Origin of the sequence: Streptomyces sp. NRRL S-31, from assembly GCF_000718775.1 — a bacterium.
GTDB lineage: Bacteria > Actinomycetota > Actinomycetes > Streptomycetales > Streptomycetaceae > Streptomyces.
Genome location: NZ_JOCB01000003.1, coordinates 246,542 through 260,226, shown reverse-complemented (window position 1 = coordinate 260,226; position 13,685 = coordinate 246,542). Strand labels below are relative to the sequence as shown.

At 74.7% G+C, this 13,685-nt stretch carries 13 protein-coding genes; 9 read left to right on the top strand and 4 right to left on the bottom strand.

Going from position 1 to position 13,685, the window contains the following annotated elements:
- The 9 genes from IF37_RS0102865 to IF37_RS0102825 form a co-directional block, all read left to right on the top strand.
- Positions 1 to 882, top strand: an 882-nt coding sequence (locus IF37_RS0102865; RefSeq protein WP_063886353.1) for a 4'-phosphopantetheinyl transferase superfamily protein, incomplete at its 5' end; no start/stop codon positions are given.
- A complete protein-coding gene (locus tag IF37_RS0102860) occupies positions 788 to 2,368 on the top strand; it encodes an acyl-CoA carboxylase subunit beta (RefSeq protein WP_030735526.1) in 1,581 nt (526 codons plus the stop codon). The genes IF37_RS0102865 and IF37_RS0102860, both read left to right, overlap by 95 nt.
- Positions 2,369 to 2,405: 37 nt before the next feature.
- A complete protein-coding gene (locus tag IF37_RS0102855) occupies positions 2,406 to 2,681 on the top strand; it encodes an acyl-CoA carboxylase subunit epsilon (RefSeq protein WP_052844943.1) in 276 nt (91 codons plus the stop codon).
- A gap of 190 nt (positions 2,682 to 2,871) precedes the next feature.
- Positions 2,872 to 3,864 carry a dTDP-glucose 4,6-dehydratase gene (gene rfbB / locus IF37_RS0102850; RefSeq protein WP_030735521.1) on the top strand — a complete coding sequence of 331 codons (993 nt, stop codon included), beginning with the start codon at positions 2,872 to 2,874 and terminating at the stop codon, positions 3,862 to 3,864.
- Positions 3,864 to 5,168, top strand: coding sequence for a lipopolysaccharide biosynthesis protein RfbH (gene rfbH, locus IF37_RS0102845; RefSeq protein ID WP_030735516.1), 1,305 nt, complete (start codon positions 3,864 to 3,866; stop codon positions 5,166 to 5,168). Before rfbB ends, rfbH begins: the two co-directional genes overlap by 1 nt.
- Before the next feature lie 68 nt (positions 5,169 to 5,236).
- The gene (locus IF37_RS0102840) at positions 5,237 to 6,571 is read left to right on the top strand and encodes an NDP-hexose 2,3-dehydratase family protein (RefSeq protein ID WP_253915626.1); all 1,335 of its coding nucleotides are present in this window, start codon (positions 5,237 to 5,239) and stop codon (positions 6,569 to 6,571) included.
- Positions 6,571 to 7,536, top strand: coding sequence for a Gfo/Idh/MocA family protein (locus IF37_RS0102835; protein ID WP_030735510.1), 966 nt, complete (start codon positions 6,571 to 6,573; stop codon positions 7,534 to 7,536). The genes IF37_RS0102840 and IF37_RS0102835 overlap by 1 nt, the downstream gene beginning before the upstream one ends.
- 234 nt (positions 7,537 to 7,770) lie before the next feature.
- Positions 7,771 to 8,640, top strand: a complete 870-nt coding sequence (locus IF37_RS0102830; RefSeq protein ID WP_037855492.1) for an alpha/beta hydrolase — start codon at positions 7,771 to 7,773, stop codon at positions 8,638 to 8,640.
- A gap of 313 nt (positions 8,641 to 8,953) precedes the next feature.
- Positions 8,954 to 9,781 carry an AfsR/SARP family transcriptional regulator gene (locus tag IF37_RS0102825; protein ID WP_030735504.1) on the top strand — a complete coding sequence of 276 codons (828 nt, stop codon included), beginning with the start codon at positions 8,954 to 8,956 and terminating at the stop codon, positions 9,779 to 9,781.
- Positions 9,782 to 9,899: 118 nt separating this feature from the next.
- Here the strand turns inward: IF37_RS0102825 and IF37_RS0102820 are convergent, their stop codons facing one another.
- From IF37_RS0102820 to IF37_RS0102805, 4 genes are all read right to left on the bottom strand, one after another.
- Entirely contained in the window at positions 9,900 to 10,859 is a 960-nt protein-coding gene (locus IF37_RS0102820; protein WP_030735501.1) for a 3-hydroxyacyl-CoA dehydrogenase NAD-binding domain-containing protein, read from the bottom strand.
- Positions 10,856 to 11,926, bottom strand: coding sequence for an LLM class flavin-dependent oxidoreductase (locus tag IF37_RS0102815; protein WP_030735498.1), 1,071 nt, complete (start codon positions 11,924 to 11,926; stop codon positions 10,856 to 10,858). Before IF37_RS0102815 ends, IF37_RS0102820 begins: the two co-directional genes overlap by 4 nt.
- Positions 11,927 to 11,937: 11 nt before the next feature.
- On the bottom strand, positions 11,938 to 12,405 hold the full coding sequence (locus IF37_RS0102810; RefSeq protein ID WP_030735495.1) for a nuclear transport factor 2 family protein: 468 nt from the start codon (positions 12,403 to 12,405) through the stop codon (positions 11,938 to 11,940).
- A gap of 77 nt (positions 12,406 to 12,482) precedes the next feature.
- Positions 12,483 to 13,601, bottom strand: a complete 1,119-nt coding sequence (locus IF37_RS0102805; protein WP_030735492.1) for an acyl-CoA dehydrogenase family protein — start codon at positions 13,599 to 13,601, stop codon at positions 12,483 to 12,485.
- Positions 13,602 to 13,685 lie beyond the last annotated feature (84 nt).

Here is a 13,685-nt window from a genome sequence, read left to right as displayed (position 1 = left end):
CGCCGCCCCGGCCGCCCCACCGCCGCCCCCGCCGTCCCGGCGGCCCCTCCCCCGGACCGCGTCGACCTCTGGCTGGTGCCCCGGCCGGTCGCGCTCCGGGCCGAGGAGCTGGCCTGGGACGAGCTGGACGCGGCGGAACGGGCCCGGGCCGGTGCCTTCGTCCGGCCCGGCGACCGGCTGCTGTACGCCGCCGCGCACGTGGCGCTGCGCCGGCTGCTCGGCGGGTACACCGCGACCCGTCCCGGCCGGGTGCGGCTGGCGCGGGAGCCGTGCCCGCGGTGCGGCCGGCCGCACGGCCGGCCGGTGCTCGCCCCGCCCGCCCCGCCCGTGCACTTCTCGCTGTCGCACAGCGGCGACCTGGCCCTGGTCGGGGTGGCCGCCCGGCCCATCGGCGTGGACGTGCAGCGGCTGCCCGGGGACGCGGCCGTGGCCCTGTGCCTGCCGGCCCTGCACCCCGAGGAGCGGGCGGAGTTGCTCGCGCTGCCGCCCGGAGCGGCCCGCCGGGCGCTGTTCGGCCGGGTCTGGACCCGCAAGGAGGCCTATCTCAAGGGCCTGGGCACCGGGTTGCACCGCCCGCCCGGCGCGGACTACCTCGGCGCCGACCCGGCCCGGCACCCGGACGGCTGGACCGTGACCGGCATCCCCTGCGATCCCGGCCATGCCGCCGCCGCCGCCGTGCGGGGCGCCCCGCCGGCCGTCGCGGAGGTCCGCCGCTGGCCGGAGTCCTGGCTCGCGGCCCCCGCCCCGGTACCCCTACCGACCCCACCCCACCAGGGAGGCACCACGCATGTCCGCAGCACCGGCCACGACCGGGACCGAGGACACCCTCCAGCACCGCGTCGACACCCTGCGCGAGATCAGGAGGACGACCCTCGAGGGTGACTTGGAGGCCACCCGGCGCCAGCACGACAAAGGCAAGCTGACCGTCCGTGAACGCATCGCCCTGCTGCTGGACAAGGGCTCCTTCACCGAGGTCGAGGGCCTGCGCCGGCACCGCGCGACCGGCTTCGGCATGGAGGCGCGCCGGCCGTCCGGCGACGGCGTCGTCACCGGCTGGGGCACGGTGGAGGGCCGCACCGTGTTCGTCTACGCGCACGACTTCCGGGTCTTCGGCGGCGCGCTCGGCGAGGCGCACGCGGCGAAGATCCACAAGCTGATGGACCTCGCGGAGGCGGCCGGCGCACCGCTGGTGTCCCTCAACGACGGCGCCGGCGCCCGCATCCAGGAGGGTGTGACCGCGCTCGCCGGCTACGGCGGCATCTTCCGCCGCAACACCCGGGCGTCCGGGGTCGTCCCGCAGATCAGCGTGATGCTCGGCCCGTGCGCGGGCGGCGCCGCGTACAGCCCCGCGCTCACCGACTTCGTCTTCATGGTGCGCGACACCTCGCAGATGTTCATCACCGGCCCGGACGTGGTGAAGGCGGTGACCGGCGAGGAGATCACCCAGAACGGGCTCGGCGGCGCCGACGTCCACGCGACCGTCTCGGGGGTGGCGCACGGCGTGTACGACTCCGAGGAGGAGTGCCTGGAGGACGTCCGCCACCTGCTGTCGCTGCTGCCGTCGAACAACCGCGAACTCGCCCCGGTCGAGGTGTCCGGGGACCCGGCCGAGCGGCCGAACGACCGGCTGCTGGACCTGGTGCCGCTGGAGCCGGGGCGGGTGTACGACATGCACGCCGTGATCGAGGAGATCGCCGACGACGGCGTCCACTTCGAGGTGCATCCCGGCTGGGCGCCGAACCTCGTGTGCACGCTGGCCCGGCTGGACGGGCACGTCGTCGGCTTCGTCGCCAACAACCCGGCGGTCTCCGCGGGCGTGCTGGACATCGAGGCGTCCGAGAAGGGCGCCCGCTTCGTGCAGTTCTGCGACGCGTTCAACATCCCGCTGGTGACGCTGGTGGACGTCCCGGGCTTCCTGCCGGGCGTGGACCAGGAGCACCACGGCATCATCCGGCGCGGCGCCAAGCTGCTGTACGCCTACTGCAACGCGACCGTGCCGCGGATCTCGCTGGTGCTGCGCAAGGCGTACGGCGGCGCGTACATCGTGATGGACTCCCGGTCGATCGGCGCGGACCTGGCGCTGGCCTGGCCGGCCAACGAGATCGCGGTGATGGGCGCGGAGGGCGCGGCGAACGTGGTCTTCCGCCGGGAGATCAACGCCGCCGACGATCCCGAGGCGGTGCGGGCCCGGCGCATCGCCGAGTACCGGGAGCAGCTGATGCACCCGTACTACGCGGCCGAACGGGGGCTGGTGGACGACGTCGTCGACCCGCGCGAGACCCGTTCGGTGCTGATCCGGTCGCTGCACATGCTGCGCGCCAAACACGCCGACCTGCCCGCCCGCAAGCACGGCAACCCGCCCCAGTGACCCGCCGGCCCGCCGTACGCGACCCCAGGGAGCAGTGATGAGCACGACCGGTTCCGAGCACCCGTCCCGGTCCGCCGACTTCGGCGCCGTGCCCGCGGGGCCGCTGATCCGCGTGCTGCGGGGGCACCCCAGCGCGGCGGAGCTGGCCGCGCTGACGGCCGTCGTGCTGGCCCGCGCGGCGGCCGGGGAGGACCGGGCCGGTTCCGCGGCGCCGGCCCGGGCGGCGGCCGGCTGGCACCGTCCGGAGCGCGTAAGGGGCTTCCTCGGCCCGCGCACCTGGCGCACCGGGGCCCCGGCCGCGCCGGGCCGCTAGCACCTCCGGCGTCCCCCGCCGCGCCACCTGTACCTTCCGGTTCACCCTCACCGTCGCCGGCGCCCCGACCCCCACCCCTGCCCCACCGCGCACCGCGCCACCGCCCCCGCCGCGGGAGCACCCCCCTCTTCGCCACAGGAGCACCCATGACACCACGCACCCCCGACCGCACCGGACCGGAGGCGACGGCATGAGACTGCTGGTCACCGGCGGAGCCGGGTTCATCGGCTCGCACTTCACACGCACGCTGCTCGAGGGCGGCTACCCGGGCCACGAGACGTCCCGGGTGACCGTCCTCGACAAACTCACCTACGCCGGCAACCGGGACAACCTGCCCGCGGCGCACCCCCGGCTGGAGTTCGTGCGCGGCGACATCTGCGACGCGGAGCTGCTCGCCCGCGTCCTGCCCGGGCACGACGCGGTGGTGCACTTCGCCGCGGAGTCGCACGTGGACCGCTCGGTCGCGCAGGCGTCCGCGTTCGTGCGCACCAACGTGCTCGGCACCCAGACGCTGCTGGACGCCGCTCTCGCGGCCGGCACGGAGCGGTTCGTCCACGTCTCCACCGACGAGGTCTACGGCTCCATCGCCGAGGGCACCTGGACGGAGGACAGCCCGCTGCTGCCCAACTCCCCCTACGCCGCCTCCAAGGCGTCCTCGGACCTGATCGTCCGCGCCTACCACCGCACGCACGGCCTGAACGCCTCGATCACCCGCTGCTCCAACAACTACGGCCCCCACCAGCACCCGGAGAAGCTGATCCCGCTGTTCGTGACGAACCTGCTGGAGGGCCTGCCGGTGCCGCTCTACGGCGACGGGCGCAACGTGCGCGAGTGGCTGCACGTGGACGACCACTGCCGGGCCGTCGCCCTGGTGCTCGACCGGGGCCGGGCCGGCGGGGTCTACAACGTCGGCGGCGGCGACGAGCGGACCAACCGGGCCGTCACCGAGCGGCTGCTCGACCTGTGCGGCGCCGACTGGTCGCGGGTGCGGCACGTACCGGACCGCAAGGGGCACGACCTGCGCTACGCCCTGGACGACGGCAGGATCCGCGAGGAGCTGGGGTACGCCCCGCGGGTGCCGTTCGAGCAGGGGCTCGCCGACGTCGTCGCCTGGTACCGCGACAACCCCGGCTGGTGGAAGGCCGCCCGGTCCGCCCGACTCCCCAAGGAAGGCAACGCCTGATGAACGCCCACAAGGGCCTGATACTCGACGAGACGGCCAAGTACCACCAGGAGCTGAGGAACGACGCCCCCTTCGTGCCGGGGACCACCGAGATCTGGCCGGCCGGTGCCGTGCTGGACGAGGCGGACCGCGCGGCGCTGGTCGAGGCCGCGCTGGAGATGCGGATCGCCGCCGGCCCCAGCTCCCGGAAGTTCGAGGCGCGGTTCGCCCGCACGCTCGGGCTGCGCAAGGCGCACCTGACCAACTCGGGTTCCTCCGCGAACCTGCTGGCGCTGTCGGCGTTCACCTCGCACCTGCTGGAGGACCGCCGGCTGCGGCCGGGCGACGAGGTGATCACCGTCGCGGCCGGCTTCCCGACCACGGTCAACCCGATCATCCAGAACGGCCTGGTCCCGGTCTTCGTCGACGTCGAGCTGGGCACGTACAACACGACCGCGGCCCGGGTGGCGGAGGCCATCGGGCCGCGCACCCGCGCCATCATGATCGCGCACGCGCTCGGCAACCCCTTCGAGGCCACCGAGATCGCCCAGCTCGCCGCGGACCACGACCTGTTCCTGATCGAGGACAACTGCGACGCGGTCGGCTCCCGCTACGACGGCAGGCTCACCGGCTCCTTCGGCGACATCACCACGGTCAGCTTCTACCCCGCCCACCACCTGGCCATGGGCGAGGGCGGCTGCGTGCTCACCTCGAACCTGGCACTGGCCCGGATCGTGGAGTCGCTGCGCGACTGGGGCCGGGACTGCTGGTGCGAGCCGGGCGAGACCAACAAGTGCCTCAAGCGGTTCAAGTACCAGATGGGCACGCTGCCCGAGGGATACGACCACAAGTACATCTTCAGCCACGTCGGTTACAACCTGAAGGCCACCGACCTCCAGGCCGCGCTGGGCCTGTCCCAGCTGGAGAAGCTGGACCGGTTCTGCGCGGCCCGGCGGCGCAACTGGGCCCGGCTGCGCGAGGGCCTGGACGGCGTGCCGCACCTGCTGCTGCCCGAGCCGACGAGGCGCAGCGACCCCAGCTGGTTCGGTTTCGCGCTCACCGTCGACCCGGACGCCCCGTTCAGCCGGGCGGCGCTGGTCGACTTCCTGGAGGAGCGCCGGATCGGCACCCGGCGGCTGTTCGCCGGCAACCTCACCCGGCACCCCGCCTACCTCGGCAGCCCGCACCGGGTGGTCGGGGACCTGGCCAACAGCGACATCATCACCGACCAGACGTTCTGGGTCGGGGTCTACCCGGCGCTGACCGAGGAGATGCTCGACTACGTGGTCGCCTCGGTCAAGGAGTTCGTGGCGGGCAACTCGTGAGCCGCGCCACCGCCGCCGTGACCGGTCCGGCCGGCCCGGTCCGGCTGCGCTCGCTGGTCGACGAGGAGCTGCCGCACCGCTTCGCCCGTTCCGCCGCCGCCCGGGAGGGCGCCCGGCTGCGCACCGAGGAGGTGGCCGACTGGCTGGCCGAACGCCGTGCGGCCCACTCGTTCCGGGTCGACCGCATCCCCTTCGAGCGGCTGGACGGCTGGTCGTTCCGGGAGGACGGCGGTGACCTCGCGCACCACAGCGGCCGGTTCTTCACCGTCGAGGGGCTGCGGGTGACCAGCACCGCCGGGCCCGTCCGGGAGTGGCAGCAGCCGATCATCAACCAGCCCGAGGTCGGCATCCTCGGGATCGTCGTCAAGGAGTTCGACGGGGTCCTGCACCTGCTGATGCAGGCGAAGATGGAGCCCGGCAACCGCAATCTGCTCCAGCTCTCCCCCACCGTGCAGGCCACCCGCAGCAACTACACGCGGGCGCACCGGGGTTCCGGGGTGCGGTACGTGGAGTACTTCACCGACCGGTCCCGGGGCCGGGTGCTCGCGGACGCCCTCCAGTCGGAACACGGCTCGTGGTTCTTCCGCAAGAGCAACCGCAACATGATCGTCGAGGCGCACGGGGAGGTCCCGGAGCACCCGGACTTCCGCTGGCTGACGCTGGGGCAGATCGGCGCGCTGCTGCGCCGGGACAACCTGGTCAACATGGACGCCCGGACGGTGCTGTCCTGCGCCCCCTTCCCCGACCCGGACGGTGTCGCCCTGCACTCCGCCACGGAGCTGCTGTCCTGGTTCACCGCCGAGCGGGCGCGGCACGACCTGACCGCGGAGCGGGTGCCGCTGGGCCGGGTGGCGGGCTGGCGGCGCGGCCCCTGGTCCATCGACCACGAGGCGGGCCGCTACTTCAGCGTGGTCGCCGTGTCGGTGCGGGCCGGCAGCCGGGAGGTGAGCGGCTGGTCCCAGCCGCTGTTCGAACCGCACGGCCTCGGGGTGACCGCGTTCCTGACCCGGCGCATCGGCGGCACCCCCCATCTGCTGGCGCACGCCCGGGTGGAGGGCGGTTTCGCCGACACCGTCGAGCTGGGCCCGACCGTGCAGTACACCCCGGAGAACCACGCCCACCTGCCGGTGCCGCCGCCGTTCCTGCGGACCGTGCTCGAGGCCGGCCGGTCGCGCGTCCGGTACGAGGCGGTGCACTCGGAGGAGGGCGGCCGGTTCCTCAACGCGGAGAGCCGCTACCTCTTCGTGGAGGCCGGGGAGGCCGAGGCGCCGCTCCAGGCGCCGCCGGGCTATGTGTGGGTCACCCCGTACCAGCTCAGCCGGCTGGTGCGGCACAACCACTACCTCAACGTGCAGGCGCGCACGCTGCTGTCCTGCCTGACCTCGGGGGCGGTACGGCTCTGATGGAACCGGTGCGCATCGGCGTCCTCGGCTGCGCGGACATCGCCCGCCGCCGGATGCTGCCCGCCTTCCGCGCCTGCGCGGACACGGAACTCGTCGCGGTCGCCTCCCGGGACGCCGGCCGGGCCCGGGAGACGGCCGCCGCGGCCGGCTGCGAGGCGGTGACCGGCTACGGCGCGCTGCTGGCCCGGACCGACATCGACGCCGTCTACGTGCCGCTGCCGACGGCCCTGCACGAGCGCTGGGTGCGGGCGGCGCTGGACGCGGGCAAACACGTGCTGGGCGAGAAGCCGCTCACCACCGACCCGGCGAGCACGGCGGAGCTGGCCGCGCGGGCCGCCGGGGCGGGGCTGGCCCTGCGGGAGAACGTGATGTTCGTGCACCATCCGCAGCACGCCGTGGTCCGCCGGCTGGTCGAGGACGGCGCGATCGGCGAGGTCCGGGCGTTCCGGGCCGCGTTCACGGTGCCCCGGCTGCCGGACCACGACATCCGCTACGACCCCCGGCTGGGCGGCGGCGCCCTGTGGGACACCGGGGTGTATCCGGTGCGGGCCGCCCTGCACTTCCTCGGCGCGGAGCTGGAGGTCGCCGGTGCCGTCCTCGCGCACGGCGGTCCCGGCCGGGCCGTGGACACCTCCGGCGCGGTGCTGCTGCGCGACGGTGCGGGGGTGGGGGCCCAGCTGGCCTTCGGGCTGGACCACGCCTACCGCTCGTCGTACGAGATCTGGGGCAGCGCGGGGCTGATCACCGTGGACCGGGCGTTCACCCCGCCCGCCGGTCTGCCGCCCCGGGTGCGGCTGGAGCGCCGGGACACGGCCGAGGACCTCGGTCTGCCGCCGGCGGACCAGGTGCTGGGCACGGTGGCCGACTTCGCCGCCGCCTGCCGCACCGGTGCGCCGCCCGACCCGGCCGTCCTCCACCAGGCCCGGCTGCTGGACCGTGTCCGCCGTACGGCCGACCGCACCTGACGGGGGTTTGCGCCGCGCGGGTGCCGAGGGGAGCTTGGAAGGACGGCTCCACAGGAGAACTGCCTCATCCACCGCGCCGTACGGCGCCGCTCATCGAAGGAGGTACCCCCGGTGCACGCCGTATCGCCTCCCGGACTCACCCGGCCGGACGCCCCCGCCGCCCCCGCCGCCCCCAGGACTCCCACGCCGGCCGGACCGGACACCCCCGCGCCGCGCCGGTCCAAGGCGCGGGAGGTGACGCTCGACGGCGGCGACGGGGTACGGCTGTCGGGTCTGCTGGCCGAGCCCCGGGCCGGGCGGGCGCCCCGGGCCGTCGTCGTCGCGCTGCACGGCAGCGGCATGCGCGCCGGCTACTTCGACAACCGGGCGCGGCCCGGGCTGTCGTTGCTCGAACTGGGCAGCCGGCTCGGCTACACCGTGCTCGCGCCCGACCGCCCCGGCTACGGCGACTCGGCCGCCGTGCTGCCGCTGGGGCAGGACCTGGCCGGGCAGACCGCGACGCTGGGCGCGGCCCTGGCCGACTTCGCCGGACGGCGGCCGGTGGGCGCGGGGTTCTTCCTGCTCGCCCACTCCGCCGGCGGCCGGCTCGCGCTGTCCGCCGCCGCGGCGGCCGGCTCGCTGCCGGCCCCGCTGCTCGGGCTGGACGTCTCCGGCCTGGGCAGCGCCTTCGCCGTCGAGCCGGACCAGTTGCCCGGCGCCGGTGCGCCCGGGGCCTGGCGGCGGCACTGGGGGGCGCTGCGGCTGTACCCGCCGGTGGCCTTCCGGCTGGGGCAGCGGCTGGTAGCCCCGGTGCCCGCCGTGGAGGCCGCCGAGACCCTGCTGTGGCCCGGGGCGTACCCGGCGCTGGCGGCCCGGGTGCGGGTGCCGGTCCGGTTCACCTTCGCCGAGCAGGAACAGTGGTGGCGCACCGACGAGGAGGCGGTGCGGGCGCTGCTGGCGCCGCTCGCCGCGCCGCGCGCGGTGGTGGACCGGCAGCCCGACGCCGGGCACAACATCAGCCTCGGCTGGGCCGCCCGCACCTACCATCTGCGGGCCCTGGCCTTCCTCGAGGAATGCCTGCTGGCCCGGGAGGCGGCGCCGCCCTCTCGCCCGCACGGCACCTGACATCCGCCCCGCCCGGAGATCTCCCGGGCGGGGCGGACTTTTTTGTGTGTGCCACCGGCCCGCTTTTACAGGAAAACGTCAGGACCTTGAAGGAACAGGCCGCGAAGTCGGTCCCGGTTCCTGTCGTCCGCCCAGCTCAAGCCGGGTCGGCAGGCGGACGGTCGGCCGTACATCCCTGACACGACTTGACGCTCACCTGACTCGGGAATGCTTGCACGCGCATTCCGCTCGGCGGAGACTCGAATCAAGTCGAAGCTCAAGTCGAAGTTCACGCCGAAGCACGATTCTGTCTTTTCTGACGAGGAGTAATTCCGTGCAATTCAATCTCATCGGCCCCTTCGAGATAGTGACCGACGACGGCAGGACCTACCGTCCCGGCACCCCGAAGGTCTGCCAGACCCTGGCACTGCTGCTGACCCGGCCGAACGAGATCGTCACGGCGGAGACCCTGATCCGTGAGCTGTGGGGGGAGCGCCCGCCCCGCAGCGCCGTCACCACCCTCCAGACGTACGTCTACCACGCGCGCCGGATGTTCGTGAACGAGCGGCTGACCGCCCCGGACCGGGCCCTGCTCGTCACCTCGCCGCCCGGGTACGCCATGCGGGTGACCGACGACGAGGTCGACGTGCGGATCTTCGAGCGCCTCGTCGACCAGGCCCAGCGGCATCTCGCGGAGGACGACCCGGCGCTCGCCCTCGGCACCGTCGAGCGGGCCCTCGCCCTGTGGCGGGGACCGGCGCTCGCCAACTTCCCCGCGGGCGACGTGCTCATCGGGCACATCACCCACCTGGAGGAGCTGCGGATCCGCGCCTACGAGATCCGCATCGACGCCGGGGACCGGCTGGGCCGGCACCGGGAGGCCATCCCCGAACTGCGCCGGCTCATCAACGAGTACCCGCTCAACGAGTGGTTCCACGGCCGTCTGATGTCCGCCCTCGGTGCCACCGGCCGCCGCGCCGAGGCCCTCCAGGCCTACCAGCACGTGCGCCGGCTCCTCGCCGACGAGCTGGGCCTGGAGCCCTCGCTGGAGCTGAAGCGGCTCCAGCTGCGGCTGCTGAACCCGGAGCCGGGGGACGGCGGCCCCGGGTGGGCGACGGCGCGGGCGCACCACCGCGGGGTGGTCGGCGCGAAGACGGCCTGACGGCCGGCGCGCGGCGGACCCGCCGTACGTGACGCGGCCCGGCGAGAGAGCCCGGCGGGAGGGTCTCCCGCCGGGCTCTCTCGCCGGGCTCTCTCGCCGGGCCGTCGAGGGCGGCCGCTCAGGCGCCGTCGGGCCGTTCCACTTCCGCCAGGGTGCGCAGGATCGCCGTCTGCCTGGTGTCCCGCTCGCGCACCCACTCCTCGTAGGTGCGCCCGCCGTAGGCCGCCTCCGCCTGCTCGACGAGGGTGCGCACGGTCTCCGCGTCCATCGGTGGCCGGCCCAGCGCCTGCCAGCCGCGTTCCAGTCCGGAGCCCAGCGTGCCCAGCCACTTGCGCAGGCCGCCCTGGCCGCCGCCGAGGTGGAAGGCGAGGAACGGGCCGACGGTGGCCCAGCGCAGCCCGATGGAGTGGACCACCACCCGGTCCAGCTCCTCCACGGTGACCACGCCCTCGCGCACCAGGTGCACGGCCTCGCGCAGCAGCGCGGACTGGAGCCGGTTGGCGGCGAACGCCAGGACCGGCCTGCGCAGCACCACGGGCACCCGGCCGACCGACTCCAGGAACTCCACGGCCTCGCGCACCGCGTCCGGCGCGGTGCGCTCGCCCGCGACCACCTCCACCAGCGGCACCACGTGCGGCGGGTTGAAGGGGTGGCCGACCACCAGACGGGAGGAGTCGGCCATCCGCGCGCCCATGTCGTCGGGGTCGAGCGTCGAGGTGGAGGAGAGCAGCAGCGCCGACGCCGGCGCCGCCTTGCCGATCCGCTCGAACAGCTCCTGCTTGAGCTCCAGGTTCTCCGGCGCGTTCTCGACCACGACGTCCGCGTCGGCGACCGCCCGCTCCAGGTCCGGTTCGAACTCCAGCCGCACGCCGAAGCCGGCCGGGTCGGCACTCCCCTCGGGCAGGAAGGGCGCGAACAGGTCGAGCGCCTCCGCGACGATCCGCGGCGCGTCGGCCCGGCGGCTGTTGACCCGCACCCGCAGCCCATGGCCGAGGAACAGGGCGATCCAGCCGAGGCCGATGGTGCCGGCGCCGATCACGGTGACGGTGCGCGGAGCGGTGCCGGGCGCGGCGGTCACGCGAGGCCCCCCTTGAGCTTGGGGATGACCTGTTCGGCCATCAGCCGCATGGTGGTGGCCGCGTCCTCGAAGGACAGGTGGCCGGAGTGCACACCCAGGCTGAGGGTGAGGTCGTCGCCGAACCAGGAGGAGATCTGCTCCAGTTGCCCGCGCACCTGCTCCGGGGAGCCGATGAGCAGCTTGTTCCCGTCGAGCTTGGACTCGAAGTGCGAGGTCTGGGTGGCCTTCACCAGGTTCTCGTAGCCCGGGTAGGCCGTGGAGCGGGTGGTGGCCCAGGACGCCACGGCCGCCCGGATCGCGGTGGTGTTGCGGTCGTCGTCGTAACGGCCCTTGCGGCGGGCCTCCTCGCCGTCCTCGGCGACCACGCACGGGTAGGTGAGGTGGATCTGCTCGGCGCCCGGGGTGTGGCCGGCCGCGGCCCACTCGGCGCGGTAGGTGCGCAGCCGGTCCTGGAGCTCCTCGGTGGCCATCACGTTCGGCACGGTCTGGAGGTTGTGGCCGGCCCGTCCGGCCTCCGCGCAGGACTCGGCGCTGCGCGCGGTGGTGACGAAGACCGGCGGGTGCGGCTGCTGCGCCGGGCGGGGCAGCAGGGTGACCGGGCCGAAGCGGTGGTAGCGGCCCTCGAAGACCACGTCCTCCTCCGACCACAGCCGCTTGATCGCGGTGACGGACTCGACGAACCGGTCCTTGGACTCGTCGATGGGGATGCCGAAGGCGGCGAACTCGTCGGGCAGGAAGGCCCGTCCGAAGGCCGCGTCGACCCGGCCGCCGGAGATGTTGTCGAGCATGGCCAGCTTGCCGGCGAGCTTGACCGGGTGCTGGAAGGCGGGGATGGTCGCGCTGGTGCCGAGCCGGACCCGCCGGGTGCGTCCGGCCGCCGCGGCCAGGAACGTCACCGGGTCGGGGCTGTAGCCGCCGTACGGGAAGAAGTAGTGCTCGACGATCTTGACGTGGGCGAAGCCGAGTTCCTCCGCCAGGTCGACCAGGCACAGCGCCTCGTCGAAGTACTGCGTCCCGGACTTGTCGGCGGGGCCGACGGTCGGGAAGAAGACGATGCCGAACTTCATGGGAGGTCTCCTCAGTCGCGGTCGGATCCGTCGTGGCTCAGCAGGCGTTCCCGGACCTGCCAGCCGCCGCCCTCGACGGGCACCAGGTGGTCGCGGCAGACGACGCTGGCGAAGATGTCCAGCGCGCCGCCCCGGGGGGTGCGCATGGCCAGGGCGTAGGCGCGGGTGCGCAGGGTGCCGTCCGGCTGCGGGCGGACGTCGAGCATCGCCAGCCAGTGCCGGAAGTCGATCTTGTCGGCGTCCAGCCGGAGCTGGCGGGCCGAGGCGGACTCGCCGATCGCGGCCCGGCCGCGGAGGGGGGCGTCCAGCCGGCTCGCCTCCTGGAAGACGGCGTCCTCGGTGAAGGTGCCGGCCCACTCCACGGGCCGGGCGTCGTCGATGAGGCCCATCTGCCGGGCGTAGAACTGCTGGACCTGCGCGTACAGCTCGGCGGAGACGAAGGGCTCCGCGGTCGCCGGGGACAGCGACGTGTCGCTCATGGGACTGCCTTTCGAGAGGGGTGCCGGTCACCCGGCGGGGGTGGATACGGACGGGAGGGGGTGCGGGCGGCCGGGGGTCAGGCGTGGTCCGGCGGCGCGGCCTCGGCCAGCAGCCGGGTGCCGTAGCCGGTGCCGACCGGGTCGAACCGGAGCGCCACATGGCCGGCCAGCCCGTGGAGGTCGCGCCAGATCCGCTGGAGCGGCTGCCCGGCCTGCTGGGCGGCGCTGCCGGCGGTGCGCAGCAGCCGCTCGACGACCTCCACCAGCTGCTCGACGGCGTAGGCGCAGTCCGCGGGGTTGCGGACCAGTTCGAGCGGGGAGGCGGCGGGCGCGTCGGCGACCCGGGCGGCGCGTTCCATCAGCAGCGCGGCGGCGTCGGTGGCGATGGTGGCGCGGGCCAGCACCGCGGCCCGCGCCGGGTCGCCGCCGCCCGCGTGGCCGCTCCACGCGCGGAGCGCGGCGCGGGCGGCGCCGAGCGCGGGCGCGCCGAAGAGCAGGCCGCTGAGCAGGCGCAGCGGCGCGGTGTGGCAGCGGGCGGCGGAGCCGACGCTGCGGCCGCCCAGCATGTCGTCCCGGGCGAAGCCGCGGTGGGCGGGGACGAACACGTCGTCGGCGACGAGGGTGTTGCTGCCGGTGCCGCGCATGCCGACCGGGTGCCAGGTGTCCGACACCCGGTAGTCCTCGCGCGGCAGGGCGAGGAACCACGGCACGCGCTCCCCGCCCGCGGGCACCAGCGCGCAGGCCAGCGCCCAGTCGGAGAAGCCGACGGCGCTGGTGTAGGGCCAGCTGCCGGTCACCCGCCAGCCGCCGGGCACCGGGGTGGCGCTGCCGCGGGGCACGAGCGCGCCCACCACGACGGTGTCGGCGCCCTTCGCCCACAGCTCGCCCTGCCCCTCCTCGGGCAGGTAGGCGCCCATCCGGGCGGCGCCCGCGAGCACCGCGCCGCACCAGGCGGCCGAGGTGCAGCCCTCGGCGACGGCGGCGACGGCGTGCAGCAGCGCGGTGGCGCCGCCCGCCGTGCCGCCCCAGCGCTCGGGGACGAAGTGCCGGGCGAACCCGGCCCCTACGACGGCCTCGGCCGCCTCGGCGGGCAGCGCGCGTTCGCGGTCGGCGCGGTCGGCGTGGCGGGCGACCACCGCGGCGGCCTCCCGCGCCGCCGCCTGAAGATCCGTTGCGGAGATCGGCCGGCTCGGCATCGTGGACCCCTTCCTCGTATCCCGGGGCGCGGGGCCCGCGGCGGACGACGCCGTCACGGTCGCCGGGGGCGATCCAGACCCGAT

Coding starts and splice junctions, on each gene's coding strand:
- IF37_RS0102860 (WP_030735526.1), top strand. CDS start 788: ATGTCCGCAGCACCGGCCACGACCGGGACCGAGGACACCCTCCAGCAC.
- IF37_RS0102855 (WP_052844943.1), top strand. CDS start 2,406: ATGAGCACGACCGGTTCCGAGCACCCGTCCCGGTCCGCCGACTTCGGC.
- rfbB (WP_030735521.1), top strand. CDS start 2,872: ATGAGACTGCTGGTCACCGGCGGAGCCGGGTTCATCGGCTCGCACTTC.
- rfbH (WP_030735516.1), top strand. CDS start 3,864: ATGAACGCCCACAAGGGCCTGATACTCGACGAGACGGCCAAGTACCAC.
- IF37_RS0102835 (WP_030735510.1), top strand. CDS start 6,571: ATGGAACCGGTGCGCATCGGCGTCCTCGGCTGCGCGGACATCGCCCGC.
- IF37_RS0102815 (WP_030735498.1), bottom strand. CDS start 11,926: ATGAAGTTCGGCATCGTCTTCTTCCCGACCGTCGGCCCCGCCGACAAG.
- IF37_RS0102810 (WP_030735495.1), bottom strand. CDS start 12,405: ATGAGCGACACGTCGCTGTCCCCGGCGACCGCGGAGCCCTTCGTCTCC.
- IF37_RS0102805 (WP_030735492.1), bottom strand. CDS start 13,601: ATGCCGAGCCGGCCGATCTCCGCAACGGATCTTCAGGCGGCGGCGCGG.